Below are 26,207 nucleotides of genomic sequence, written 5' to 3'. Positions count from 1 at the left end.
GATCATTTTGCTTAACCGATCGGTGTTACGCAATCACGGGGATTTTTTATTCATACCATGCCGGATACGCGCAAGCGCCATCCGGCGTTTTTGTTTACAGCAGATCGAAACGATCCAGGTTCATCACTTTCACCCATGCCGCCACAAAGTCCTTCACGAACTTCTCGTGCGCATCGCTGCAGGCATAAACTTCAGCCACTGCACGCAGTACAGAGTTAGAACCAAACACCAGATCGGCGCGAGTTGCGGTGTATTTTACTTCGCCACTCAGACGGTCACGACCTTCAAACAGCTCTTGTGACTCATCAACCGCTTTCCATTCGTAACGCATATCCAGCAAATTGACGAAGAAGTCAGTGCTGAGTACGCCAGGACGATCGGTAAAGACGCCGTGCTGACTACCATCGAAGTTGGTGCCCAGTACGCGCATACCGCCCACCAGCACAGTCATTTCCGGTGCGGTCAGCGTCAGCTGCTGTGCTTTATCGATCAGCAGTGACTCAGTGGTTGATACGTCAGGGCGAGAACGATAGTTACGGAACCCGTCCGCAATTGGCTTGAGCAGTTCAAACATCTCAATATCCGTTTGATCCTGACGCGCATCTACGCGGCCCGGCGCAAAAGGAACATTGATGCTGACACCCGCAGCGCTTGCAGCCTGCTCCACGCCTACGACACCGGCCAGCACGATAATATCGGCCAACGACGCGGTATGGGCTGATTTATAGATGCCCTCTAACACGGGCAGTACGCGTGCTGCGGTAGCATTCACATCCCAACCACGCTGTGGGTCGAGCGCCAGACGAGCGCCATTCGCGCCGCCACGTTTATCCCCACCGCGGAAGGTTGATGCCGAAGCCCACGCTACCGATACCAGTTCGCCCACGGACAACCCGGAAGCCGCAATGGTCGCCTTCAGGTTAAGAATATCTTCTTCGCTTGGGTTGAAGAACGCATGCGGCAACGGATCCTGCCAAATCAGATCTTCTTTTGGCACTTCCGGTCCGATGTAACGCGCTTTCGGCCCCATATCGCGGTGCGTCAGTTTAAACCACGCACGGGCAAAGGCTTCGTTGAACGCCTGCGGATCATTGAGGAAACGACGAGAGATCTTCTCGAACTCAGGATCGAAACGTAGCGTCAGGTCGGTGACCAGCATCGTCGGCTTGCGTTTTTTCTCAGGATCAAACGGATCGGGGATAATCTCCGGCGCATCCACCGCTTCGAACTGGATAGCACCAGCCGGACTGCGAGTCTGGACCCACTCATATTTGAACAGGTTCTCGAAGAAATAGTTGCTCCACTGGGTCGGCGTTTGCGTCCAGACCACTTCCAGGCCGGAAGTAATCGCGTCTGCACCCGCGCCACTACCATAGCTGCTGGCCCAGCCTAAGCCTTGCGCTTCAATCGGCGCGGATTCAGGATCGGCCCCAACATGGGAAGCTGCTGCTGCGCCGTGGGTTTTACCTAACGTATGACCGCCGCCAATCAGCGCCACGGTTTCTTCGTCGTTCATTCCCATGTTACCGAAGGTCGCGCGAATCGCCGCGGCCGCAGAAAGCGGTTCGCCGCTATGATCCGGCCCTTCCGGGTTCACATAGATAAGACCCATTTCGGTTGCGCCCAGCGGCGCTTTTGCCAGTTCTTCCGGGTGACGGTGGGTCAGCCAGGCTTTTTCATCACCCCAGTTTACGTCGAGATCCGGTTCCCAGACATCTTCACGACCCGCGCCAAAACCGAAGGTACGGAAGCCGGAGTTTTCCAGCGCCACGTTGCCCGCGAGGATAAACAGGTCGGCCCAGGAGATTTTCTGGCCATATTTCTGCTTGATTGGCCACAGCAGACGACGCGCTTTATCCAGGCTGACGTTGTCCGGCCAGGAGTTCAGTGGTGCAAAACGCTGTTGTCCGCGACCCGCGCCACCGCGTCCATCGATGGAACGATAGGTCCCTGCCCCGTGCCATGCCATACGGATAAACAAACCGGCATAAGAGCCCCAGTCAGCAGGCCACCACGGTTGAGATTCGGACAGAAGGGCTCTGAGATCCCCTTTCAGGGCAGAGTAGTCAAGTTTGCTAAATTCTTTGCGGTAGTCGAAGTCCTCACCCAGCGGGTTCGAACGATTGGAATGTTGGTTCAAAAGATCAACGCGGAGTTGATTAGGCCACCAGTCGCGGTTACTTCTTCCTGCTCCCGCGCTGTGATCCGGCCCGCCCTGATGGAAAGGACACTTACCGGCAGTTGATGCGTTCTGGCTATCGTCGGACATGCTCATCTATATGCTCCCTTTACAGTGTTATGACTACGATATACACCACCAAAGATTAGATATAGTCGAAATAACCCACAGATTCGATAGCCAGATCCTTTTATATTTTTAGTTACAGAGATGTAGATCAAAATGATCAATAAAAAACCCTCCGCAGAGGGCTGACGTACTAATTATGCCGGTCTTACTCCCAGCGTGTGACAAATTGCGTAGCTCATTTCGGCACGATTGAGAGTATAGAAATGGAAATCTTTCACCCCTTCGCGGCTGAGAATTTTCACCATATCCATGGCAATGTTTGCGCCCACCAGCTTGCGGGTTTCCGCATCGTCATCCAGGCCAGCAAACATGGTCGACATCCATGCCGGAATGCGGACGTTGGTCATGTCGGCAAATTTTTTCGCCTGTTTAAAGTTAGATACCGGCAGGATGCCCGGAATAATTTCCACATCGATACCCGCTGACACGCAGCGATCGCGAAAACGCAGATAGCTTTCTACATCGAAGAAAAATTGGGTGATCGCGCGGTTCGCACCGGCATCAACCTTACGCTTCAGGTTCAGCAGATCGGCCTGAGCGCTCTTCGCTTCCGGGTGCACTTCCGGGTAAGCCGCAACGGAGATATCAAAGTCCGCAACGTCTTTCAGCAGAGTCACCAGGTCAGAGGCATACATATCCGGTTTACCGCTTCCTGGCGGCAAGTCACCGCGCAGGGCAACAATATGACGAATACCGTTATTCCAGTAGTCCTGAGCAATAGTGCGCAGCTCATCGCGGGTCGCATCAATACAGGTCAGGTGCGGTGCCGCTTCAAGTCCGGTGCGATCCTTAATCCCTTTAATAATGCTATGCGTGCGGTCGCGCTCACCAGAGTTTGCACCGTAAGTGACTGAAACAAATTTCGGCTTCAGGCTGCTCAGGCGATCGATAGAGTTCCACAGGGTTTGCTCCATTTCACTGGTGCGCGGCGGGAAAAATTCGAAAGAAACGTTAATCTGCCCCTGTACTTCGGCCAGACTCTGATTCAGCGCTTCCCGCTGGTTGGCGTGAAAAAAGCTCATACCTTACCTCATCAATCTTTTGTCGTTATATGTTGTGTTGTGAACTGCTATACGTTTAGACGTCTAGATGTAAAAATGACGGAAAAGCACGCTGGCGTCAACACAAAAATCATCGTTAAAGGTGAGGAATACTCAGTCAACGTGAAAAAAATTCACATCAACCTGAAAGACCGAGAGATTGGTTCGCAACCGTCTGCAACCACTGCAACGTTGCTTCGCTCTCAGGCAGCATTACCAATCCCACGTGGATACGTAATGCGGAATCGGTAAGCGGCAGGAATATCACGCCCTGACGCTGGATAGCGGAAAAGGAGGCCGGGAGTAAACTCAGACCGTCGCCATGGGCGATCCGCGCCAGCAGCACGTCATGTTCCAGCGGCTCTTCAATACAGGCGGGAGAGTAACCGGCGCGACGAAAAATATGTCGGGTGTAATCAAAAAAGGCTGGGTTCCGTTCGCGTTTAAACCAGAACAGTGGCCGGTGGTTCAGCGTCGTTAATGAGAGTGACGGCAGGCTCGCCTCTGGCCAGATCGCGGGTAATGCGGCAATCATCGGCTCTTGCCAGCCAAGTTGCATAGCGGTAAGCCCAGGAGTCTCAAGCGGTAACGCCACCAGCGCTGCATCCAGTTTTCCCCGACGAACCTGCCGCACCAGCTCAGGCGAACCATGACGAACAATATGTAGTTTCTCCGTACACCCGTGTAGCTGCGATTCAAGCGAAGCAAAAACACCTTGTTCAAACGCCGTACTTAGCCCCAGGCGCAAAGAGTGCTCCCCAGCTTGCGCTAACTGACTCAACGTCGCGCAGGTTTCTTCGTACATCGTCAGCAGCGGACGCACTATTTCCAGTACGCGCAGACCATCTTCCGTCAGCGTCAAACCACGGGTATGACGGACAAAAAGCGTCATCCCCAGACGTTCTTCAAGCTGGCGAATATGGCGACTCAGCGGCGGCTGCGACATAAATAAACGCTGCGCCGCTCGGCTCATATTGTTCTCTTCCGCCACTACGGAAAAGTAACGCAGCAGGCGAATATCCAGAGTGTGCAAAGGCGATGTTGTCATACCGAAAAGGTATCACGGAAACGGTATTATCCCAATCATTCTGCACGCTTTATCCTCAGACCATATACCAGACAAATGAGGAAGAGATTATGCATTCAGAACGCTTTATTACCGGTCAGAAGATGCTGCAAAAAGTGGATGGTAAAGGGGGCGATGCGGTCGTCGAAAGTCTGCAAGATATTGCGCCAGACTTCGCCCGCTACCTGCTCGAATTTCCTTTTGGCGACATCTATTCAAGACCGGGTCTGGATTTACGCAGTAGAGAGATTGCTACCGTCGCGGCGTTAACGGCGCTGGGTAATGCCGCCCCGCAATTGAAGGTGCATATTGGCGCAGCATTACACGTAGGCTTAACGCAGGATGAGATCGTCGAAGTGATTATGCAGATGGCCGTATACGCTGGCTTCCCCGCGGCACTCAACGGCTTGTTCGCCGCAAAAGAGGTGTTTGCCTCCCACAGAGGCTAAAACAACAGGCCAGCGGATTGTCTGCTGGCCTGAACGTGTTACTTTTTCACATCTTCCACACGCATGCCTTTCAGTTGCTCATCCGTCAGCGTATTTCCCGCTTTGAAATAATCAACCACGGCATTAGAGACATAGTAACCGCCGGATGTATTACGCGCGGTGCCTTCGGTGAATGCCGTAAAACCATCACCGCCGTCTGCCAGGAAGCTATTGGTGGCAATGTGATAAATCACAGCGTCCTCAATTGGCTTACCGTTCAGCGTCAATACGGTGACCCGTTGGCCAACCGGTTTGCTGCTGTCGTACTTCATCTCAAACCCTTTGGATACCTGCAGTACGCCGTTGCTTAAACCCGCGCCGTGCTCCATCAAACTACGCAGTTGCTTACCGGTAAGATCCATCGTAGACAGCTCGTTCGGGAACGGGAAGGTACTAATAACTGCGCCCATCGTAATAGCACCTGACGGGATTTCATTACGAATGCCGCCTGAGTTGGTAAGCGCTAACTGGGTATCTTTACCCGCCGCAGCCAGTAATGCATCCGCCGCCAGATTCCCTAACGAGGAGGATTCCCCGTAAGCACGCGTCAGCTCAACCGGCGAGTTGGCAACCGTCTGTTGCACCACTTCATCAAGCTTTTTATTCCAGCCATCAATCACCTGTTTCGTCTGCGGATCGGGTTTCCACTCATCGGCGTAGATAGTCTTTAGCTCGAAATTCTTCACGGTAAATTGATGCGGTTTTTGCTGGTAATCCAACACCAGTTTACCGACATCAATACCGCCGCTGTCGGTGGAGAGAATTAAGGTATTACCGACTTTAATCGGCTCTGGCGTGCCCACATGCGCATGGCCGGTGATCAGGATATCCAGGCCATGCACCTGACCTGCAGTCTGGATATCTTTATCCAGCGCACGACGCACATCTGTACTTCCCTGGCTGGACTGACGCGCCGGTGTACCTTCGTGGATCAACGCCACCGTCAGATCCACTTTGCCTTTCAGTTCATCGATATAGCGTTGCAGCCACTTCACCTCATCTCGCGCCTCAATGCCCACGCGCGTCGAAGCAGAAACCGTATCATCAAAAGCAAACACGCCGTGCAGGCCAATAACGCCAATCTTCACGCCATCTTTTTCAATGATGGTCCAGGGCTTATCCCAGAACATTTTGCTGCTGTTCTGGTAAAAGATATTGCCCTGCACAATGGGGAATTTCGCCTGACTCAGTTGCAACAACGTATTATCCCATCCGTGATCGAACTCATGATTACCCATAGTGACGGCATCGAAGTTCATCGTATTCATGATATCGATAATCGCCTTGCCCTTTGTCAGGCTGCTGATGTACGGCCCGGTGAAGTAATCACCCGCGTCAAAGAACCAGGTCGCGCTATTTTTCGCTTTTTCCTGCTTCACCATCGTCGTGATATTGGCCCAACCGCCAATATCGCGTGTGCCATTAGCAATCCACGGGACTTTATAAGGTTCGACGTGGGCATGGAGATCGTTGGTATAGATAATCGTGACGTCTTTCGCTGACGCCCATAACGGCAGCGATACCAGAACACCGACAGCAAGCATTTTTAACTTCATAATCAATCCCTTTCAGTCATATAAAGAATCGCTACGTTACGTTCTGAAAGGTTTTTTTATGTGAGAAGACTCACACCCATCGGTAATAGTTGCAGGGCAAAATCAACGACCATTGAAAATCGTTGGTAATGCGATGACTTCTCTGTTCACCATCAACTGCTGCAAGTCTTTTGGCTGCAAAAATCTGGGGCTGGCAAACTCAGTTGATTACAGCTGGCCCGATTACCGGCTGGGCTACGCCGCCCTGCACTGCCGGGCATGCGGAAGTTATCCCCCGCTGTTTAACGCTGAACATTTCCGCGAGTGGTTGGCCGCCTGTTTTACACATTTTGCAATTAACAGCGGTCTTTTTTGCCCAAATTGCTACCAGCGGGAACCAATCCGTTATGGACATAACCCACAGGGAACCCAGCGCGTACAGTGCCGGAGCTGTAGAAAAGTCTGGACCCCCAGACAACCGCCATCGACGACTATTGATCCGCCAGAACAAATAGTGACGGTGCCGCTTATCGTCCCTTTTCAGGGCGCAAGTGCAGATCAGAAACTTTATGTATTACTCAGTTTTGATGCTATTCGCGGCAATATTTTGCATATTTCCAGCAACTTCTCCCCTCATTCTGTTGGCGAGTCATTAGTTTACCGCTGGCGCGGGACGGTCGAGGCCACAGCGAATCATGACGATGTTATCCAGCGTGTAAATCAGCGAGAAACGCAGTTTTTACGCCGTAGCCAGTTTGACGAAATTCAGTACGGCAGCGCGATGCTCAAACGTAACGCCAGCGGTGAGATTTTACGCCCGGTCATTACCGCGCATGGGCATTTCCGCGTCCTGAGCCATCTCTGGCCAACGATTAAAATGCACATCATCGCCCACGAATGCTTTCTGCGCGGCGCTGTGATTACCGCATGGTCGGAACAGTTTCGCGAACATCACACCTCGCTTTGGTTTGTGGATGAAGAAATGGGTGACGATCAACACACCAGGTCCTGGCAATTACTGGGCAAAAGTTATCAGGGATGGTGGCAAAACCAGTGGCAGATTTGGCAACAGAGCAACAGGCGTAAAATGGTGTGTTTGTTAACGGAGGGACAGGTTGAAAAAGGGGCCTCGATAACCCTGAGGGCAAGTCATCATTTTATCGCCTGGCTACAGCAACAGCCGGAATTTCGGGATAGCGCCCGTTACTCGGCCCATTCGGTGTTTCAGACGATAAGGACGCTGACGGAGAAATACAACACCCTAATCACCCAGAGCGATTTGCCCGGTGGCGCTGCCGCTTCCCGGGCCTACGGTTGGTGTCATAGCCAGGCCGGATAAGCGTAAACGCCATCCGGCATCGCAAACTACAGCAACTGCGCCAGGCGGTTGATGTCGGACTGAATGGCTCCGGCAGTCACATCACGACCCGCACCCGGCCCACGAATCACTAGCGGGTTATCGCGATACCAGCGGCTTTCAATGGCGAAAACATTATCGCACGGCAACAATGCCGCCAGCGGGTGCTCAGAACGTACCGCTTCAACACCCACACGTGCTTTACCGTTAGCGTCAAAACGCGCCACATAGCGCAGCACCAGCCCCATTTCACGCGCCGCTTCCAGACGCTGCACCATCTGCTCGTTCAGTTCATCGCCATTTTCAAAGAAATGGTCAATAGAGCCTTCTTCACAATGCGCAGGCACCAGCGACTCCACGCGAACCTGATCCGGCTCGATGTCGTAACCCGCTTCACGCGCCAGAATCACCAGCTTACGCATCACATCCTTGCCGGAAAGATCCACGCGCGGGTCTGGTTCGGTCAGCCCCTGCTGCCACGCCTGATCCACCAGGTCGGTGAAAGGCACCGTGCCATCAAATTGCAGGAACAGCCACGACAACGTGCCAGAGAAGATCCCGCTGATCGACAGAATGGTATCTCCGCTATCAATCAGATCGCGCACGGTATGGTTGATCGGCAAACCTGCGCCCACAGTGGCGTTGTACAGCCAGTGACGACCGGTTTTTTCAAACGCATCATGAATTTGGCGATACTTATTACTGCTGCTCGCACCTGCCAGTTTGTTGGCGCTGATAACATGGAAACCGTGACTGGCGAAATCCAGATATTGATCCGCCAACTGCTCGCTGGCGGTTACGTCCAGCACCACTAAATCATCATACGGGTGGGCGCGCATCCACAGGAACAACGACTCTTCATCCTGTTCCACTGCCTCATCATCAAAGAAAGCCAACGCGCGGCTGGCATCCAGCCCTTCATAATTCAGCAAGCTACGGCGGCTATCAACCACGCCTGCCAGCACGAACTCTAATCCGGTACGCGCCGAGAGCGTACTTTGCTCACGGGCGAATAGCTCCAGCCAACGTGATCCAATATTCCCCTTCCCGAACAACACCAGGCCAATACGTTTTTCCGCGCGGAAAATTGACTGATGCAGACCTTGGATCAGGCTCTCCGTCGGTCCAGTACGCAGTACGGCGACCAGGCTGATGCCCTCCTCCGACTGCCAGGTGAATTCGACCGGTTGTCCTTTCAGTTGCTGCCAGAAGCGGTGGCAGTGCAGCGGGTTACGGGTGACGCCCGCCCCGACCATCGCCACCAGCGCCAGCCCTTGACGCAGACGCAGCTCTCCCGGCAATCCGGCCTCATCAAGAATTCTCAACGCGCCGTCAGCGACTTCGGAGGTATAGCAAAATTGCAGCAGTTGGCGATCGGGATGCACACCCACCGCCAGCGGACGCACCTGGGTGCGTTTTAAAATCTGGTCGACCTCTTTGTGGGCCAGCTTAAAGTCCTGACCGGTGGGAACCTGAAACTCAATCAGGCAGACGTCGTCATGACTGGTCACGATACGCGCCCCGGTCCCGGAAGCCAGCACGCGTTCAATACGCGTTGAACCTTGCTCCGGCGTATAGCTACAACGCAACTGGAGATCAATATCACTGCCGGAAACCGGCTGTAAGGTACGGGCATGGAGGACCGGAGCCGCCAGACGCGCCAGTTCGCTGGCTTCATCCAGACGCAGCAGCGGTAGCAGACAGGCATCTTTCACTTTACGCGGATCCGCGCTGTAAACCCCGGCGACATCGCTCCAGATAGTTACGCGGGAAACCCCGGCCAGCGCGCCAACCTGCGTCGCCGAGTAGTCAGAACCATTACGCCCCAGCAGTACCGTTTCACCGGCGTTGCTACGGCTAATAAAGCCGGTAACGACCAGGCGTTTACCCGGATGTTGCGCCAGCAGTTGCTGCAGCAATGGGTAAGAGAGACCTTCATCCACCTGCGGCTGAGCGCTACGCTCCGCACGTAAAAAATCGCGCGCATCCAGCCAGGCCGATTCCATACCTTGTTGGTTAAGGACGGCGGACATCAAACGCGCCGACCATACCTCACCGTGTCCGACAACTTCAGCATAAACGGCATCGTTCACGCCGCTGTCGAGTAATCCGGCCAGACGCTCCAGGTCGTGAATAAACGCACCGATCAGGCCGTCGGCCACTTCTGGTGGTAACAAACCGCTAATCAGCTCGCTCTGATAGCGACGTAACGTCTGCTGAACCTGATGCGCAGAAAGACGATCGGTCTGGCTTAACTTCAGCCAGCTAATCAACTGGTTAGTGGTGCTGCCTGCGGCTGAAACAACCATCATGTCATCAGGCTGCGAGTACTCCGCCATAATGCCTGCGACACGCAGATAACATTTCACATCAGCCAGACTACTACCACCAAATTTGTGCAGTTGACGACCCTTCGCCCCTGCCTGCGCAATCACACTCATGTTTACCCCTTGTTTGCAGCCCGGAAGCCATTTTCCAGGTCGGCAATTAAATCTTCGCCATCTTCAATACCGGTGGAGATACGCAGCAGCGTTTCCGAAATCCCTGCTGCCGCGCGCGCTTCTGGTGCCATTCCCGCGTGTGTCATGGTTGCAGCGTGGGAGATCAGACTTTCAACGCCTCCTAACGATTCCGCCAGCGTAAACAATGACAGCCCGCCAAGGAAGCGACGCAGCGTTTGCTCATCGCCATCCAGTTCAAAACTCAGCATCGCGCCAAAGCCTTTTTGCTGACGCGCGGCAATCTCATGCCCCTGATTATCCGGCAATGACGGGTGATACAATTTTTTCACCAGCGGCTGCGTTTGCAGATAATCAACAATCGCCTGAGCATTACGTTGCGCCACCTCCATACGCGGTGACAGAGTACGTAGGCCGCGCAGCAGCAGATAACTATCAAACGCGCCGCCGGTCACGCCAATATTGTTCGCCCACCACGCCAGTTCAGTGACCGTTTCCGGATCTTTCGCTATCACCACGCCAGCCACCACGTCTGAGTGACCGTTTAAATATTTCGTGCATGAATGCAACACCAGATCGGCGCCCAATGCCAGTGGATTTTGCAGTGCCGGGCTTAAAAAAGTGTTGTCTACCACGCTGACTGCACCAGCTTCACGCGCCAATTGACAGATTTTCGCAATATCCACCACGCGTAGTAGCGGGTTGCTGGGGCTTTCTACCAGCACCAGCTTCGGTTTTTCCGCCAGCGCCGCCTGCAATGCCCGCTCATCGCCTTGATCGACAAACAGTACGCGATAACAGCCACGCTTTGCCAGACTGTCAAACAGGCGATAGCTGCCACCGTAACAGTCGTGCGGCGCGACCAGCAGATCGCCAGGTTTCAGGAATACCGTCGTCACCAGATGAATCGCCGACATACCGGTATTGGTTAGTACCGCGCCCGCGCCACCTTCCAGTTCTGCCAACGCGCGCTGAACCACATCGCGCGTCGGGTTACCGCGGCGTGAATAGTCATGGGCGCGAGGTTCATTAAAACCGGTAAAGTTATAGGTACTGGAGAGGTGAATCGGCGGGACAACGCAACCGTACTGTTCGTCGTCATTTAATCCGCTACGCACTGCGATGGTGGCCTGTTTACGCGTCATATTGAGGAGATCCTGGCTGAGTCGGTGAAAAGTCAGGCACCAGATTAATCATAGTTACAATAGACGTCAATACATCTGGACATCTAAACTTCTTTGCGTATAGATTGAGCAAACCGCAAATAGCCGTTAAAATTATATGCATTAGCGTACATCCGCGTCGGCTTACTTCGTGTCAGGGCCGCGCCACTACGATAAACTACGCGCAATTATGGTCCGGGCTCAGGTTCTGGCCTCAATATTAATGACGAAGAGGATTAGGTATCTCATGGCTGAATGGAGCGGCGAATATATCAGCCCATACGCTGAGCACGGTAAGAAGAGTGAGCAAGTAAAAAAAATTACGGTTTCCATTCCTCTGAAGGTGTTAAAAATCCTTACCGATGAACGCACGCGTCGTCAGGTGAACAACCTGCGCCACGCCACCAATAGCGAACTGCTGTGTGAAGCGTTTCTGCATGCTTTTACCGGGCAACCACTACCCAACGATGACGACCTGCGTAAAGAGCGCAGTGATGAAATCCCGGAAGAAGCAAAGGTAATCATGCGTGAACTGGGTATCAACCCGGAAACGTGGGAATACTAATTGTTGAAGAAAGATGAAAGAAGGCGGGATTGCTCCCGCCATCTTTCACAACGCTACTTACTAATTCCATTGAGTTTATTCAATGTTTCTTCCATTTTGAGCGTTTCTTTACGGTTCAATGGATAGCAATAAATCAGAATGACCGCCGCCAAAAACAGGCACAAAGCCGGCAGGAGATTCGCCATCGTATAAATATTTTCCTGCACGATGCTGGTTTGCACAGCCCCACCCGTTGAGGAAGATTGATAACCAATGATGGCCAGCATAAAGCCGCCAATAGCCCCGGCGCACGCCTGACCAACCTTGCGGGCGAAGAAGTTCACGCCATAAACGGTACCATCCTCACGATCGCCAGTGACATACTGGTGATAATCACAAACATCAGTCATAAACGCCCATATCATCAGGTTGAATAACCCCGCACCCAGCGTCGCCAGAAACAGGAAAACCAAATAGACTTTCGCGTCGGTAATGTGGACGAAGTACATAATCAGATACATCGCTACCGCAAAGAGCAACGCGCCTACACTTGCTTCTTTTTTACCAAACCGCTTCGTGAGCCAGGATGCCGATGGCGCCAGCAAAACCAGAGAGCCAAAGGTAAACAGCAATGCAACGGACATGGCCTCTTTGTTATGGAAATAGTCATTAAACAGGTAGGTCATATTGGTCCCGGACAACCCCTGATTAATCACAATCAGCAGATCCACCACAACCAGAACAATCAGTGCCTTGTTGCGTAACAACCCCTTCAGTAACACCGACACGGGCATGCTCTCTTTTCTCTCCACACGCACGCGTTCCGTCGTTAGCTGACAGGTTAGGGTTAAAAAGATAAAGCCCAGCACTGCGCAACCAATGGCAATCCAAAAGAAATGCTGCCCGGAAATCACCTGGCTTCCGTCCACCAGGGTGGTGTACATCAGAATTGGAATAAAAAAGCCGGTTGCCCCGCCGCCGATGGCAGACCCAACGCTGCGCCAGGTTGAGAGCGAAACACGATCTTCCGGGTTCGAGCTGATCGCCGCAGACATGGCACCATACGGGATACTGACCGTCGATAACAACGAACCGTAGATAAAATAGGAGCAGCAGATGTAGATAATTTTCGCCGTATAAGAGAAATCATTCACAAATGGCAGGAACAGGACGACCGCAATGATGCAGAAAGGATACTTCATACGGCGCACCCACGGGTTAAACCGTCCATGCACCGTTAGTTTAGAGGTATCACATAAACGCCCTACGCCAACATCGACAAACGCATCAAAGAGTTTGGTCACAAAATAGAGCGAGCCAACAATAACGCCGGAAATACCGAGTACGTTAGTGTAATAAATCATTAGAAAACTGTTCACCAACCCAAGAATAAAACAGGTTCCGAGGTCACCACACAAATAACCAAATTTATCTCTTAATCCGAAAGGCCTGACAGCAATACTTTGATTACTTCCGATTATAGTTCCATCATTAGACATGATGTCAACTCCTTAGACTCATTATTCACGCAAACTATATGTATATACCGATGCTCAGCGTAATAAACCGCAATGAAGAGTATTAATGGTCAGAAGTTATAACCGAGACCGACACGATAACGAGTCTGGCGATCGTCTGTGGTGGTGGTGTTATAACCGGAGGAAACGTTACCCACCTCAACAAATGGAATCCAGGAACCTATTTTATAAGCCACACGGAAGTTATATTCATAATCGTCTTTGCGGTTGTTATATAAATCTTCGCTATCGGCAATTTTATAAATACCGTTAAGCTCAAACATCCAGTCATGAATGTTATAACCGAGCCATGCTTCCGGACGATAGACCATGCGGTCATCCTTGCCGTCAGTGTTTCTGCGCATGTACTCCTGACGATAGCGGAACGCAGTCCACCAGTTGTCATTGATATTGTACTGTACACGGATATAAGGTTTATAAATCGTGATGTTATCGCCCGTTTCAATCGCAATACCCGGCTGCCAGATAAGATCCCGCCAGGTAAATTGGTAGCTTGCCGTATACTCGTTGCCATTACTTTCCATATTATTCCACGCATCATTAGATTGCGTATCTTCGGAACGTGAAATGGCTTCAACGGCCACACCAAAACCAGTCGCAAAACGATGAGACATATAAACACGATCGTAATTACGCCCATCGTCATAATATTCATGACGATAATCAACATAACCCGCTTGCGCGGCCACAGAAAATAATGGAATCAGTAATAACGCAGATTTAAATTTCATGACCATCCCTCTTCACACTAAATCAAGGAAATTACCCATCTCGTTCCGTCCATTAATGGGAAACGATGAAGGATTAAGAATAATTTTATATTTCGACAAAAGTGTATTTTAGAAAGAAAGCAGAAACCTTTGGTATTTTACCAACAATTAGCATGAGTGGCAAAAACCAGAAGATAAAAAGGACGCAGATCACCAGTAGAAACATTTTACCTAAAAAATAAAAACACTGTTTTATTTATTAAATAAAAGACACTATTCAACACATCAATATAAATTTCAGTCTTCAGGCGCAGATACAAAAAAAGCGCCGTAAGGCGCTTTTTTCTGACAGCTGAAACTTACTTGCTGCCTGGGATGCTGAAACGCTTGTTGAAGCGATCAACACGGCCACCGGTAGCAACATCACGCTGCTTGCCAGTATAGAACGGGTGGCACTTGCTGCACACGTCGAGGTTCAGATCGTGACCGACAGTAGAGCGGATTTTAATGACGTTACCGCAAGAGCAGTTTGCAGTAATTTCTTCGTATTTCGGGTGAATATCTTTTTTCATGGGAAAACCTCGGTTTAAGGCCGCGTCGCTCTTCCAGCCCTAACGCCAGACACCACGCGATGTTAATTATTCCCCGTCACCTTTCACACTGCATCAACAGCTTGAAATTCTCGGGTAATGGTCATTGTTTGACGCAATCAATTTGCATCAAAGGCGGCGAATCATACAGAAATTAACCTGCTCATGCAAACTGATCCGCATTCTACCCCTCACTAATGTGTATACTAACCCGCCAGATTTCAAGTCAGGATGATTCAATGCCCGTTGCGCACGTTGCCTTACCCGTTCCACTACCTCGCACCTTTGACTACCTCCTGCCGGAAGGCATGAGCGCCAAAGCCGGGTGTCGTGTACGCGTGCCTTTTGGCAAGCAGCAGGAGCGCGTGGGCATCGTCCTTTCCGTTAGCGAGCACAGCGAACTACCTCTCAACGAATTAAAAGCCGTTCTCGAAGTGCTGGACAGCGAACCGGTCTATTCGACCTCCGTCTGGCGTCTGCTGTTGTGGGCAGCTGACTATTATCATCATCCTATTGGCGACGTGCTGTTTCATGCCCTGCCGATTCTGCTACGCCAGGGACGCCCGGCTACCAACACGCCCATGTGGTACTGGTTTGCCACTGAAGAGGGCCAGGTTATTGATCTCAACGGCCTGAAGCGTTCTCCCAAGCAGCAGCAGGCGCTGGCAGCATTACGCCAGGGAAAAATCTGGCGCGACCAGGTGGCAGAGCTGGAATTTAATGACGCCGCCTTGCAGGCGCTGCGTAAAAAAGGCCTGTGCGATCTGGCAAGCGAAACGCCAGGATTTAGCGACTGGCGTACACACTACGCGGTTTCCGGTGAGCGTCTGCGGCTGAATACCGAACAGGCTACCGCCGTCGGGGCGATCCACAGCGCTTCTGACAGTTTTAGCGCCTGGCTATTAGCGGGCGTGACGGGATCGGGTAAAACAGAGGTCTATTTAAGCGTACTGGAAAATGTGCTCGCCCAGGGCAAACAAGCACTGGTAATGGTGCCGGAGATTGGCCTGACGCCGCAAACTATTGCCCGTTTTCGCGAGCGCTTCAATGCGCCGGTCGAAGTCCTGCACTCGGGTTTAAATGACAGTGAACGTCTTTCGGCATGGCTGAAGGCGAAAAATGGCGAAGCGGCGATTGTTATCGGCACTCGCTCGTCGCTGTTTACGCCGTTTAAAAATCTGGGCGTGATTGTCATCGACGAAGAGCACGACAGCTCTTATAAACAGCAGGAAGGCTGGCGCTATCATGCGCGCGACCTCGCGGTTTATCGCGCCCATAGCGAACAAATTCCCATCATTCTCGGCTCAGCCACCCCAGCACTGGAAACGCTGTGCAACGTGCGGCAGAAAAAATACCGCATGCTGCGCCTGACGCGCCGCGCCGGGAATGCCCGCCCAGCCACTCAGCACGTGCTGGATCTGAAAGGTCAGCAGGTGCAGGCCGGACTCGCCCCTGCGCTTATCGCCCGTATGCGTCAGCACCTGCAGGCGGATAATCAGGTGATCCTGTTTTTGAATCGCCGGGGCTTTGCTCCTGCCCTGCTGTGTCACGATTGTGGCTGGATTGCTGAATGCCCGCGCTGCGATCACTACTACACGCTGCATCAGGCGCAGCACCATCTGCGCTGCCACCACTGCGACAGTCAGCGTCCGATACCGCGTCAGTGCCCTTCCTGCGGCTCAACGCATATGGTTCCGGTAGGACTCGGCACCGAACAGCTTGAGCAGGCTCTGGCGCCTTTTTTCCCCGGCGTGCCAATCTCACGCATCGATCGCGACACGACCAGCCGTAAAGGCTCGCTGGAGCAGCATCTGGCGGAAGTACACCGCGGCGGCGCGCGGATCCTGATCGGCACGCAAATGCTGGCAAAAGGCCACCATTTCCCGGACGTCACCCTGGTGGCTCTGCTGGACGTTGACGGCGCGCTGTTCTCCGCAGATTTCCGGTCGGCAGAACGCTTCGCCCAGCTCTACACGCAGGTTTCCGGTCGTGCCGGTCGCGCCGGGAAGCAGGGCGAAGTGGTACTACAAACGCACCACCCTGAACATCCGCTGCTGCAAACCTTGCTGTATAAAGGTTATGACGCCTTTGCCGAACAGGCGCTGGCCGAGCGACAAACGCTCCAGCTTCCCCCATGGACCAGCCATGTCATCGTGCGGGCAGAAGATCACAACAACCAGCATGCGCCGATGTTCTTACAGCAGTTACGAAATCTGATTCAGGCCAGTCCGCTGGCCGATGAAAAACTGTGGGTGTTAGGCCCGGTTCCTGCCCTGGCACCCAAACGTGGCGGTCGCTATCGCTGGCAAATTTTGTTGCAGCACCCGTCGCGAATTCGCCTGCAGCATATCGTCAGCGGCACGCTGGCGCTGATTAATACATTACCCGATGCACGTAAGGTTAAATGGGTGCTGGATGTCGATCCCATCGAGGGATAATCCCTCACGATGCGAGGCGGATCGTAAAATTAAATATCCATCACACTTTTTATGAAAATTCTGTAACCGCTTCCATTCACTATCTGATAAAAATGTTTCAGATGAAGGTTATCCAGGGACGAGTCTGTGCCAGCCGCCCTGGCGAGGAGAAAGAGTGAAACCGAATAAGCAGGTTGCCGCCGCTACGATGAAAGATGTTGCTCTGAAGGCGAAAGTCTCAACGGCAACCGTATCCCGCGCATTAATGAACCCAGACAAAGTTTCGCAGTCAACCCGTAACAAGGTTGAGCAGGCTGCTCTGGAAGTGGGATATCTACCTCAATCGATGGGACGCAACGTAAAGCGTAATGAGTCACGTACCATTCTGGTGATTGTGCCCGATATCTGCGATCCGTTTTTTAGCGAAGTCATTCGTGGCATAGAAGTCACCGCCGCAGAACAGGGATATCTGGTGCTTATCGGCGATTGCGCGCACCAGAATCAGCAGGAAAAGACCTTTCTTAACCTCATTATCACCAAGCAGATCGATGGTATGGTGCTGCTCAGCTCGCGCCTGCCGTTTGATGCCAGCGTGGAAGAGCAGCGTAATTTACCGCCGATGGTTATGTCCAACGAGTTCGCGCCAGAGCTGGAACTTCCCACCGTGCACATTGATAACCTCACCGCCGCCTTTAACGCGATGAACTATCTGCTGGAACTGGGACATAAACGCATTGGCTGTATCGCCGGACCAGAGGATATGCCGCTGTGCCATTACCGTCTGCAAGGTTACGTTCAGGCACTGCGCCGCAACGGAATTACGGTCGATCCGCATTTCATCGCGCGCGGGGATTTTACCTATGAAGCGGGAGCCAATGCGCTTAAACAGCTCCTGGCGCTACCACAGCCGCCTACTGCGGTCTTTTGCCACAGCGATGTCATGGCCCTTGGCGCCCTCTCTTACGCCAAACGTCAGGGCCTGAAGGTGCCCGACGATTTATCGATCATTGGCTTTGATAACATTTCGCTCGCGGAATTTTGTGATCCACCCCTGACAACCGTCGCACAGCCGCGTTTCGATATCGGACGTGAAGCTATGCTGTTACTGCTCGATCAATTACAAGGCCAGAACGTCAGCAGTGGCTCACGTTTACTGGACTGCGAGCTTATTATTCGGGGTACAACCCGGGCACTGACGTAAAGTAAAGTGCTTTCGGACTCCCCTGTCTGGTCAAAGGCCCGCCGCTTAAGTAACATGGCGGGCTGACGAACGAATAAATACAGCGAAACGATAGTGGCACAACGAGATTATGTACGTCGCGGCCAACCGGCACCTTCGCGGCGCAAAAAGAGCACATCACGGAAAAAACAACGCAATACGCCTGCGGTATCGCCCGCTATGGTTGCTATTGCTGCAGCCGTACTCGTGACCTTTATCGGTGGTCTGTACTTCATTACGCATCACAAGAAAGAAGAGTCCGAAACGCTGCAAAACCAGAAAGTCACCGGCAATGGCATTCCACCAAAACCGGAAGAGCGCTGGCGATACATCAAAGAGCTGGAAAGCCGTCAGCCTGGCGTACGCGCTCCTACCGAACCGTCCGCCGGCGGCGAGGTGCTGAACGCCGACCAGTTAACCAATGAGCAACGCCAGTTATTGGCGCAGATGCAGGCTGACATGCGTCAACAGCCAACGCAGCTCAACGAAGTCCCGTGGAACGAACAAACGCCTGAGCAACGCCAGCAAACGCTGCAGCGTCAACGTCAGGTGCAACAGCAGCAGTGGAACACTACGCAGCAGCAGGCTCAACAGCCACGCCAACGGGCAACGGAACAGCCTTACCAGCAGCCGCAAACGCGTACGGCGCAAACCGCACCGGTACAACAGCCGAAACCGCAGCCAAAACCGGCGGCGCAACAGCCTTATCAGGATCTGCTGCAAACGCCTGCGCATACCACCGCCGCTCAGCCGAAAACGCAACCGGCCGCGCCAATAACGAATGAAACGCAACCGCCAAAACAGACGGCGGAGAAAAAAGATGAACGCCGCTGGATGGTTCAGTGCGGGTCATTTAAAGGCGCTGAGCAGGCAGAAACCGTGCGCGCGCAGCTGGCCTTTGAAGGGTTCAACTCGCGTATTACCACCAATAACGGCTGGAATCGCGTGGTCATTGGTCCGGTCAAAGGCAAAGAGAATGCCGACAACACCATCAGCCGCCTGAAGGTTGCTGGTCACACAAACTGCATTCGACTCGCCACTGGGGGTTGAAACCCCCAAAATCCCCCCCATCTATACTTGCATTACGCCCCGCATCCTGTGCGGGGCCTGTATTCTGCATTTGTAACCAAGGGGTCTGCTCGTGACAACAATAGTAAGCGTACGCCGTAACGGCCATGTGGTAATCGCCGGTGATGGTCAGGCCACACTGGGTAACACCGTAATGAAAGGCAACGTGAAGAAAGTCCGCCGTCTGTATAACGACAAAGTCATTGCGGGCTTTGCAGGCGGTACTGCGGATGCATTCACGCTGTTCGAACTGTTCGAACGCAAGCTGGAAATGCACCAGGGTCACCTGGTGAAAGCGGCCGTTGAACTGGCAAAAGACTGGCGTACCGACCGTATGCTGCGCAAACTCGAAGCGCTGCTGGCCGTCGCAGATGAAACGGCATCACTCATCATCACTGGTAACGGCGACGTCATCCAGCCAGAAAACGATCTGATTGCCATCGGCTCCGGCGGTCCCTACGCCCAGGCTGCTGCACGGGCTCTGCTGGAAAACACCGAGCTTGGCGCGCGCGAGATTGCTGAGAAAGCGTTGGATATTGCAGGGGATATCTGCATTTATACCAACCACTTCCATACCATCGAAGAATTGAACTCCAAAGCGTAAGGATCCCCCATGTCTGAAATGACCCCACGCGAAATTGTCAGCGAACTGAACAAACACATCATCGGCCAGGATAACGCTAAGCGTTCCGTGGCGATTGCCCTGCGTAACCGCTGGCGCCGTATGCAGCTCAACGAAGAGCTGCGCCATGAAGTGACGCCGAAAAATATTCTGATGATTGGCCCGACCGGCGTCGGTAAAACCGAAATCGCCCGTCGCCTGGCAAAACTGGCCAACGCGCCGTTCATCAAAGTTGAAGCAACCAAATTCACCGAAGTTGGCTATGTTGGTAAAGAAGTTGACTCCATCATCCGCGATCTGACCGACGCTGCCATTAAGATGGTTCGCGTTCAGGCAATTGAGAAAAACCGCTTCCGCGCTGAAGAGATGGCGGAAGAGCGCATTCTCGACGTGCTGATCCCACCAGCTAAAAATAACTGGGGGCAGTCTGAACAACCGCAGGAACCTTCTGCTGCGCGTCAGGCGTTCCGTAAAAAACTGCGCGAAGGCCAGCTCGACGATAAAGAGATCGAAATCGATCTCGCCGCCGCACCGATGGGCGTTGAAATCATGGCGCCTCCGGGCATGGAAGAGATGACCAGCCAACTGCAGTCCATGTTCCAGAACCTGGGCGGTCAGAAGCAAAAACCGCGTAAGCTGAAAATCAAAGACGCGATGAAGCTGCTGATTGAAGAAGAAGCGGCCAAGCTGGTGAACCCGGAAGAGCTGAAACAGGAAGCTATCGACGCCGTTGAGCAGCACGGGATCGTGTTTATCGACGAAATCGACAAAATCTGTAAGCGCGGCGAATCCTCTGGTCCGGACGTGTCCCGTGAAGGTGTACAGCGCGACCTGCTGCCGCTGGTTGAAGGCTGCACGGTCTCCACCAAGCACGGCATGGTGAAAACCGATCACATTCTGTTTATCGCTTCTGGCGCATTCCAGGTCGCGAAACCGTCTGACCTGATCCCGGAACTGCAGGGTCGTCTGCCGATTCGCGTTGAACTCCAGGCGCTGACCACCAGCGATTTTGAGCGTATCCTGACCGAACCGAATGCCTCCATCACCGTTCAGTACAAAGCGCTGATGGCGACCGAGGGTGTGGACATTAACTTCACCGAATCGGGCATTAAACGCATTGCTGAAGCGGCCTGGCAGGTTAACGAGACCACCGAAAACATCGGTGCGCGTCGTCTGCACACCGTTCTCGAGCGTCTGATGGAAGATATTTCCTATGATGCGAGCGATTTGAACGGCCAAAGCATCACAATTGATGCCGAATATGTGAGCAAACATCTGGATGCGCTGGTCGCAGATGAAGATCTGAGCCGTTTTATCCTATAATCGCGTTCAATGCATTTTCATCACTGTTGATGGGGCTGATAAAGCCCCATTTTTATTGGCGCTAAATATGACTGAACAACAACAAATTAGCCGCTCACAAGCCTGGCTGGAAAGTTTACGACCTAAGACCTTACCGCTCGCCTTCGCGGCGATCATCGTCGGTACGGCATTAGCATGGTGGCAAGGATACTTCGATCCGCTGGTTGCTCTGCTGGCATTAATTACGGCGGGACTGCTGCAAATTCTGTCCAATCTCGCTAACGACTATGGCGATGCCGTCAAAGGCAGCGACAAGCCCGACCGCATTGGACCACTGCGCGGTATGCAAAAAGGGGTTATCACCCAACAGCAGATGAAGCGCGCGCTGATCGTCACCGTGGTGTTGATCTGTCTGTCTGGTCTGGCCCTGGTTGCTGTGGCCTGTCACACGCTGGCAGATTTTGTCGGTTTCCTGGTGCTCGGGGGGCTGTCGATTATCGCCGCAATCACTTACACCGTGGGTAATCGCCCTTACGGGTACATCGGTCTGGGCGATATTTCCGTGCTGGTATTCTTCGGCTGGCTCAGCGTGATGGGAAGCTGGTATTTGCAGGCACATACGCTGATTCCGGCGCTGATTCTGCCTGCCACCGCCTGCGGTCTGCTGGCAACCGCCGTGCTCAACGTCAACAACCTGCGCGATATCAACAGCGACAGAGAGAACGGCAAGAACACGCTGGTCGTGCGTTTAGGCGCCGTCAATGCCCGCCGCTACCATGCCTGCCTGCTGATGGGTACGCTGGTCTGCCTGGCGCTGTTTAACCTGTTCTCGCTGCAAAGCCTGTGGGGATGGCTGTTTATTCTCGCCGCTCCGTTGCTTTTCAAACAGGCGCGTTACGTGATGCGTGAGATGAACCCTGAGGCAATGCGCCCGATGCTGGAACGCACCGTAAAAGCGGCACTATTAACTAACCTGCTGTTTGTCGTTGGGATTTTCTTAAGTCAGTGGTCTCTTTAACTGACAAATATCAATTAACAATTGATGATTTTGCCAACAGTACACATAGCGCGATATACTAAAAATTCTCGCAGCAACTAAACGTTAAGCCTATGAAATACGATACATCCGAGCTTTGTGACATCTATCAGGAAGATGTCAACGTCGTGGAACCGCTGTTCTCTAACTTTGGGGGACGGTCGTCGTTTGGCGGACAAATCATCACGGTAAAATGTTTCGAGGACAACGGGTTGCTGTACGATCTGCTCGAACAAAACGGCCGTGGTCGCATTCTGCTGGTCGATGGCGGCGGTTCTGTCCGTCGCGCGCTGGTCGATGCCGAACTGGCAAGACTGGCCGTACAGAATGAATGGGAAGGTCTGGTCATCTACGGCTCAGTACGCCAGGTAGACGATCTGGAAGAACTGGATATTGGCATTCAGGCAATTGCCGCAATTCCGGTAGGCGCTTCCGGTGAAGGCATTGGGGAAAGCGATGTGCGCGTCAACTTTGGCGGCGTGACCTTCTTCTCCGGCGACCACCTGTACGCCGACAACACCGGGATAATCCTCTCCGAAGACCCGCTCGATATCGAGTGATCAAAAAGGCACCGCAAGGTGCCTTTTTTTATGCGTTGTCGCTGATTGCCGGATGTCGGCTCACGCCTTATCCGGCCTACAAACAGGGGCGATTACGCGAAAGATAAAGCGTAATTAGACTTCTTCCATACGGCCTAAAAGGGCATGCAGACGATCCTGCCAGCCGTTCTGCTGTTCTTTCAGGTTGTTGTTCTCACGCTCCAGTTCTTCACGCTGCTGCTGTGCAGACTGAACTTCCTGCGACAGTGAGTTGTTCTTTTCTTTCAGCTCTTCGATTTCCATCTGCAACAGCGTGATGGTATCAATCGCCTGCTGTACTTTTGCTTCCAGTTTCTCAAACACTTCTAATGACATCGTCATACCTCTCCTGAATTGCAAGGCGTTGATGGATAAAAATCCTCGTCCCGATAACCGGCGACGCCTTAATAAAAACGAGCGCACTCTACTTAACACCGATTGTATGAAGCCGCGTCATCCCTGTCCAGCGGCATCCCGCGCAGATTGCGGTTTGCAACACTTTTAGTCTTTCTCCTGGTGACATGACTGTCATAACGCTTAAGTGTTAAGAGATTGATCGGTGAAATGATTCAGCTCACACTATTTTTGTATAACAAATACCGCGCAATGGCGCGAAAACGCTCATTTTGTTGATGCAGTACACACATTTTAATTTCGATATTTCTCGTTTTTGAGCGTTAACGATAAATTAACAGTGTGCCTACCGGCTCCGGGGATGTCAGTGACCTTCTCGCACACAATAAACATTAAACTCTCTTCAGGATCCGATTATGAGTCAAACATCAACCTTAAAAGGCCAGTGCATTGCTGAATTCCTCGGTACCGGGTTGTTGATTTTCTTCGGTGTGGGCTGTGTCGCTGCACTCAAAGTGGCCGGGGCAACTTTTGGTCAGTGGGAAATCAGCATCATCTGGGGTCTGGGGGTAGCAATGGCTATCTATCTGACCGCAGGCGTTTCTGGTGCACACCTGAATCCAGCGGTCACCATCGCACTCTGGCTGTTTGCCTGTTTTGATAAACGCAAAGTCGTCCCTTTTATTATTTCGCAAATTGCCGGCGCCTTTTGCGCAGCGGCACTGGTTTACGGGCTTTATTACAATCTTTTCCTCGATTTCGAACAAACCAACCATATCGTGCGTGGCAGTACGGAAAGCCTGGGTCTGGCGGGTACTTTCTCCACCTATCCGAACCCGCATATCAATTTTGTGCAGGCCTTCGCGGTTGAAATGGTCATTACCGCTATTCTAATGGGGCTGATTCTGGCCCTGACCGACGATGGTAACGGTGTACCTCGTGGTCCGCTGGCACCACTGCTGATCGGCTTACTGATTGCCGTTATTGGTGCTTCCATGGGGCCGCTAACCGGTTTTGCGATGAACCCGGCGCGTGACTTCGGACCGAAACTGTTCGCCGGACTGGCCGGATGGGGTGAGATTGCCTTCACGGGTGGTCGTGATATCCCTTACTTCCTGGTACCAGTGTTTGGCCCAATTACTGGCGCAATTTTGGGCGCATGGGCCTATCGCAAACTGATTGGTCGTCATTTACCGTGCGATGTCTGCGCGATTGAAGAGAAAGACGTTGCGGCCAACACTCAACAAAAAGCTTCGCAGTAATGTGACTACGGGACAAAAAATTATGACTGAAAAAAAATATATCGTTGCGCTCGACCAGGGCACCACCAGCTCCCGCGCGGTCGTAATGGACCACGATGCGAATATCGTTGCCGTTTCACAGCGCGAATTCGAGCAAATCTACCCGAAAGCAGGTTGGGTAGAACACGACCCAATGGAAATTTGGGCGACCCAAAGCTCCACGCTGGTAGAAGTGCTGGCGAAAGCCGATATCAGTTCCGATGAAATTGCCGCGATCGGTATTACCAACCAGCGTGAAACCACCATCGTCTGGGAACGTGAGACCGGTAAACCTATCTATAACGCCATTGTGTGGCAGTGTCGTCGTACCGCGGATATCTGCGAGAAGCTCAAGCGCGACGGTATGGAAGAGTACATTCGTAGCAACACCGGCCTGGTGATTGACCCGTACTTCTCCGGTACCAAAGTGAAGTGGATCCTCGACCACGTAGAAGGCTCGCGTGAGCGCGCTCGTCGCGGTGAACTGCTGTTTGGTACCGTAGACACCTGGCTTATCTGGAAAATGACGCAGGGGCGTGTACACGTCACCGATTACACCAACGCCTCACGTACCATGCTGTTCAACATTCACTCCCTGGACTGGGACGACAAGATGCTGGATGCGCTGGATATTCCGCGCGCCATGCTGCCGGAAGTGCGTCGTTCTTCTGAAGTGTACGGTCAGACCAACATCGGTGGTAAGGGCGGCATTCGTATTCCTATCTCCGGTATCGCCGGTGACCAGCAGGCGGCGCTGTTCGGCCAGCTGTGCGTGAAAGAAGGGATGGCGAAAAACACCTACGGTACCGGCTGCTTCATGCTGATGAACACCGGCGATAAAGCCGTTAAGTCCGAAAACGGGCTGCTGACCACCATCGCCTGCGGACCGACCGGGGAAGTGAACTACGCCCTGGAAGGCGCGGTGTTTATGGCGGGTGCCTCTATCCAGTGGCTGCGTGATGAAATGAAACTCATCAGCGATGCATTCGACTCTGAGTATTTCGCCACCAAAGTGAAAGACACCAACGGCGTGTACGTCGTTCCGGCATTCACCGGTCTGGGCGCACCGTACTGGGACCCGTATGCGCGTGGCGCCATCTTCGGTCTGACCCGTGGCGTAAACTCCAACCACATCATCCGCGCAACGCTTGAGTCTATCGCTTACCAGACCCGTGACGTACTGGAAGCGATGCAGGCTGACTCCGGCATTCGTCTGCACGCCCTGCGCGTCGATGGCGGTGCGGTCGCCAACAACTTCCTGATGCAGTTCCAGTCGGATATTCTCGGCACGCGCGTTGAGCGTCCGGAAGTCCGCGAAGTCACTGCGCTGGGTGCGGCGTACCTGGCCGGTCTGGCGGTCGGCTTCTGGCAAAACCTGGATGAGCTGCAGGAAAAAGCGGTCATCGAGCGTGAATTCCGTCCTGGCATCGAAACCACCGAACGTAACTTCCGTTACAGCGGCTGGAAAAAAGCAGTCAAACGCGCCATGGCGTGGGAAGATCACGACGAGTAATACGTCATTGCCGGATGGCG

General features: G+C 52.9%; 22 protein-coding genes. 12 read left to right on the top strand and 10 right to left on the bottom strand.

Features of this window, described 5'->3' with window-relative positions:
* Positions 1-94: 94 nt before the first annotated feature.
* The 3 genes from katG to FDX04_RS22210 all read right to left on the bottom strand — a co-directional run bounded on the left by katG (position 95) and on the right by FDX04_RS22210 (position 4,396).
* Complete coding sequence (gene katG, locus FDX04_RS22220) at positions 95-2,275, bottom strand: catalase/peroxidase HPI (protein ID WP_042313364.1); 2,181 nt, start codon at positions 2,273-2,275, stop codon at positions 95-97.
* 167 nt (positions 2,276-2,442) lie between these two features.
* Positions 2,443-3,330 (bottom strand): methylenetetrahydrofolate reductase, encoded by an 888-nt coding sequence (gene metF, locus FDX04_RS22215; RefSeq protein WP_038636049.1) that lies wholly within the window; start codon positions 3,328-3,330, stop codon positions 2,443-2,445.
* A gap of 157 nt (positions 3,331-3,487) precedes the next feature.
* The gene (locus FDX04_RS22210) at positions 3,488-4,396 is read right to left on the bottom strand and encodes a LysR family transcriptional regulator (RefSeq protein WP_042313366.1); all 909 of its coding nucleotides are present in this window, start codon (positions 4,394-4,396) and stop codon (positions 3,488-3,490) included.
* Between the two features lie 89 nt (positions 4,397-4,485).
* Here FDX04_RS22210 and FDX04_RS22205 point away from each other — a divergent pair, with 89 nt between their 5' ends.
* On the top strand, positions 4,486-4,863 hold the full coding sequence (locus tag FDX04_RS22205; protein ID WP_087856665.1) for a carboxymuconolactone decarboxylase family protein: 378 nt from the start codon (positions 4,486-4,488) through the stop codon (positions 4,861-4,863).
* Positions 4,864-4,901: 38 nt separating this feature from the next.
* Here the strand turns inward: FDX04_RS22205 and FDX04_RS22200 are convergent, their stop codons facing one another.
* Entirely contained in the window at positions 4,902-6,458 is a 1,557-nt protein-coding gene (locus FDX04_RS22200; RefSeq protein ID WP_137359878.1) for a bifunctional UDP-sugar hydrolase/5'-nucleotidase, read from the bottom strand.
* A gap of 133 nt (positions 6,459-6,591) precedes the next feature.
* On the opposite strand from FDX04_RS22200, the gene FDX04_RS22195 reads away from it, so the two are divergent.
* Positions 6,592-7,776: a cytoplasmic protein gene (locus FDX04_RS22195; RefSeq protein ID WP_137359877.1), complete on the top strand. Its 1,185-nt coding sequence runs from the start codon at positions 6,592-6,594 to the stop codon at positions 7,774-7,776.
* A gap of 26 nt (positions 7,777-7,802) precedes the next feature.
* Here the strand turns inward: FDX04_RS22195 and metL are convergent, their stop codons facing one another.
* Both metL and metB read right to left on the bottom strand, forming a co-directional pair.
* On the bottom strand, positions 7,803-10,235 hold the full coding sequence (metL, locus tag FDX04_RS22190; RefSeq protein WP_042313376.1) for a bifunctional aspartate kinase/homoserine dehydrogenase II: 2,433 nt from the start codon (positions 10,233-10,235) through the stop codon (positions 7,803-7,805).
* Between the two features lie 2 nt (positions 10,236-10,237).
* A complete protein-coding gene (metB, locus tag FDX04_RS22185; RefSeq protein ID WP_042313378.1) occupies positions 10,238-11,398 on the bottom strand; it encodes a cystathionine gamma-synthase in 1,161 nt (386 codons plus the stop codon).
* A gap of 265 nt (positions 11,399-11,663) precedes the next feature.
* On the opposite strand from metB, the gene metJ reads away from it, so the two are divergent.
* Positions 11,664-11,981, top strand: coding sequence for a met regulon transcriptional regulator MetJ (gene metJ / locus FDX04_RS22180; protein WP_003825168.1), 318 nt, complete (start codon positions 11,664-11,666; stop codon positions 11,979-11,981).
* Positions 11,982-12,034: 53 nt separating this feature from the next.
* Here metJ and FDX04_RS22175 read toward each other — a convergent pair whose 3' ends face one another.
* The 3 genes from FDX04_RS22175 to rpmE form a co-directional block, all read right to left on the bottom strand.
* Positions 12,035-13,459, bottom strand: coding sequence for an MFS transporter (locus tag FDX04_RS22175; protein WP_137359876.1), 1,425 nt, complete (start codon positions 13,457-13,459; stop codon positions 12,035-12,037).
* Between the two features lie 89 nt (positions 13,460-13,548).
* Positions 13,549-14,229 (bottom strand): oligogalacturonate-specific porin KdgM family protein, encoded by a 681-nt coding sequence (locus tag FDX04_RS22170; RefSeq protein WP_110496307.1) that lies wholly within the window; start codon positions 14,227-14,229, stop codon positions 13,549-13,551.
* Positions 14,230-14,567: 338 nt separating this feature from the next.
* Entirely contained in the window at positions 14,568-14,780 is a 213-nt protein-coding gene (gene rpmE, locus FDX04_RS22165; protein WP_003028810.1) for a 50S ribosomal protein L31, read from the bottom strand.
* Positions 14,781-15,037: 257 nt separating this feature from the next.
* Here rpmE and priA point away from each other — a divergent pair, with 257 nt between their 5' ends.
* The 7 genes from priA to rraA all read left to right on the top strand — a co-directional run bounded on the left by priA (position 15,038) and on the right by rraA (position 23,022).
* Complete coding sequence (priA, locus tag FDX04_RS22160) at positions 15,038-17,236, top strand: primosomal protein N' (RefSeq protein ID WP_079225707.1); 2,199 nt, start codon at positions 15,038-15,040, stop codon at positions 17,234-17,236.
* Between the two features lie 154 nt (positions 17,237-17,390).
* A complete protein-coding gene (cytR, locus tag FDX04_RS22150; RefSeq protein WP_042313387.1) occupies positions 17,391-18,416 on the top strand; it encodes a DNA-binding transcriptional regulator CytR in 1,026 nt (341 codons plus the stop codon).
* 93 nt (positions 18,417-18,509) lie between these two features.
* The gene (gene ftsN / locus FDX04_RS22145; RefSeq protein WP_072055793.1) at positions 18,510-19,484 is read left to right on the top strand and encodes a cell division protein FtsN; all 975 of its coding nucleotides are present in this window, start codon (positions 18,510-18,512) and stop codon (positions 19,482-19,484) included.
* Positions 19,485-19,575: 91 nt separating this feature from the next.
* The gene (gene hslV, locus FDX04_RS22140) at positions 19,576-20,106 is read left to right on the top strand and encodes an ATP-dependent protease subunit HslV (protein ID WP_003028805.1); all 531 of its coding nucleotides are present in this window, start codon (positions 19,576-19,578) and stop codon (positions 20,104-20,106) included.
* Positions 20,107-20,115: 9 nt separating this feature from the next.
* Positions 20,116-21,447 (top strand): HslU--HslV peptidase ATPase subunit, encoded by a 1,332-nt coding sequence (hslU, locus tag FDX04_RS22135; RefSeq protein WP_003028803.1) that lies wholly within the window; start codon positions 20,116-20,118, stop codon positions 21,445-21,447.
* 67 nt (positions 21,448-21,514) lie between these two features.
* A complete protein-coding gene (gene menA, locus FDX04_RS22130) occupies positions 21,515-22,444 on the top strand; it encodes a 1,4-dihydroxy-2-naphthoate polyprenyltransferase (RefSeq protein ID WP_047025891.1) in 930 nt (309 codons plus the stop codon).
* A 92-nt stretch (positions 22,445-22,536) separates the two neighbouring features.
* Positions 22,537-23,022, top strand: a complete 486-nt coding sequence (rraA, locus tag FDX04_RS22125; RefSeq protein WP_008787034.1) for a ribonuclease E activity regulator RraA — start codon at positions 22,537-22,539, stop codon at positions 23,020-23,022.
* Positions 23,023-23,136: 114 nt separating this feature from the next.
* Here rraA and zapB read toward each other — a convergent pair whose 3' ends face one another.
* Positions 23,137-23,382, bottom strand: a complete 246-nt coding sequence (gene zapB, locus FDX04_RS22120; RefSeq protein ID WP_019077914.1) for a septal ring assembly protein ZapB — start codon at positions 23,380-23,382, stop codon at positions 23,137-23,139.
* A 428-nt stretch (positions 23,383-23,810) separates the two neighbouring features.
* Here zapB and FDX04_RS22115 point away from each other — a divergent pair, with 428 nt between their 5' ends.
* Both FDX04_RS22115 and glpK read left to right on the top strand, forming a co-directional pair.
* Entirely contained in the window at positions 23,811-24,656 is an 846-nt protein-coding gene (locus tag FDX04_RS22115; RefSeq protein ID WP_038635996.1) for an MIP/aquaporin family protein, read from the top strand.
* Positions 24,657-24,678: 22 nt separating this feature from the next.
* The gene (gene glpK, locus FDX04_RS22110) at positions 24,679-26,187 is read left to right on the top strand and encodes a glycerol kinase GlpK (protein WP_079225709.1); all 1,509 of its coding nucleotides are present in this window, start codon (positions 24,679-24,681) and stop codon (positions 26,185-26,187) included.
* The last annotated feature ends 20 nt before the right edge of the window (positions 26,188-26,207 follow it).

The sequence above is a fragment of the Citrobacter sp. wls615 genome, from assembly GCF_005281355.1.
GTDB lineage: Bacteria > Pseudomonadota > Gammaproteobacteria > Enterobacterales > Enterobacteriaceae > Citrobacter > Citrobacter werkmanii.
The sequence above is the reverse complement of the archived record's forward strand: the minus strand, read 5'-3'. Positions and strand labels throughout refer to the sequence as shown.

Excerpts from the sequence above, each read along its gene's own strand:
- FDX04_RS22210 (WP_042313366.1), bottom strand. The coding sequence starts at position 4,396 with ATGACAACATCGCCTTTGCACACTCTGGATATTCGCCTGCTGCGTTAC.
- metB (WP_042313378.1), bottom strand. The coding sequence starts at position 11,398 with ATGACGCGTAAACAGGCCACCATCGCAGTGCGTAGCGGATTAAATGAC.
- hslU (WP_003028803.1), top strand. The coding sequence starts at position 20,116 with ATGTCTGAAATGACCCCACGCGAAATTGTCAGCGAACTGAACAAACAC.
- metF (WP_038636049.1), bottom strand. The coding sequence starts at position 3,330 with ATGAGCTTTTTTCACGCCAACCAGCGGGAAGCGCTGAATCAGAGTCTG.
- FDX04_RS22195 (WP_137359877.1), top strand. The coding sequence starts at position 6,592 with ATGACTTCTCTGTTCACCATCAACTGCTGCAAGTCTTTTGGCTGCAAA.
- rraA (WP_008787034.1), top strand. The coding sequence starts at position 22,537 with ATGAAATACGATACATCCGAGCTTTGTGACATCTATCAGGAAGATGTC.
- FDX04_RS22175 (WP_137359876.1), bottom strand. The coding sequence starts at position 13,459 with ATGTCTAATGATGGAACTATAATCGGAAGTAATCAAAGTATTGCTGTC.
- metJ (WP_003825168.1), top strand. The coding sequence starts at position 11,664 with ATGGCTGAATGGAGCGGCGAATATATCAGCCCATACGCTGAGCACGGT.
- FDX04_RS22200 (WP_137359878.1), bottom strand. The coding sequence starts at position 6,458 with ATGAAGTTAAAAATGCTTGCTGTCGGTGTTCTGGTATCGCTGCCGTTA.
- metL (WP_042313376.1), bottom strand. The coding sequence starts at position 10,235 with ATGAGTGTGATTGCGCAGGCAGGGGCGAAGGGTCGTCAACTGCACAAA.
- rpmE (WP_003028810.1), bottom strand. The coding sequence starts at position 14,780 with ATGAAAAAAGATATTCACCCGAAATACGAAGAAATTACTGCAAACTGC.
- zapB (WP_019077914.1), bottom strand. The coding sequence starts at position 23,382 with ATGACGATGTCATTAGAAGTGTTTGAGAAACTGGAAGCAAAAGTACAG.
- menA (WP_047025891.1), top strand. The coding sequence starts at position 21,515 with ATGACTGAACAACAACAAATTAGCCGCTCACAAGCCTGGCTGGAAAGT.
- katG (WP_042313364.1), bottom strand. The coding sequence starts at position 2,275 with ATGAGCATGTCCGACGATAGCCAGAACGCATCAACTGCCGGTAAGTGT.
- FDX04_RS22115 (WP_038635996.1), top strand. The coding sequence starts at position 23,811 with ATGAGTCAAACATCAACCTTAAAAGGCCAGTGCATTGCTGAATTCCTC.
- FDX04_RS22170 (WP_110496307.1), bottom strand. The coding sequence starts at position 14,229 with ATGAAATTTAAATCTGCGTTATTACTGATTCCATTATTTTCTGTGGCC.
- glpK (WP_079225709.1), top strand. The coding sequence starts at position 24,679 with ATGACTGAAAAAAAATATATCGTTGCGCTCGACCAGGGCACCACCAGC.
- priA (WP_079225707.1), top strand. The coding sequence starts at position 15,038 with ATGCCCGTTGCGCACGTTGCCTTACCCGTTCCACTACCTCGCACCTTT.
- FDX04_RS22205 (WP_087856665.1), top strand. The coding sequence starts at position 4,486 with ATGCATTCAGAACGCTTTATTACCGGTCAGAAGATGCTGCAAAAAGTG.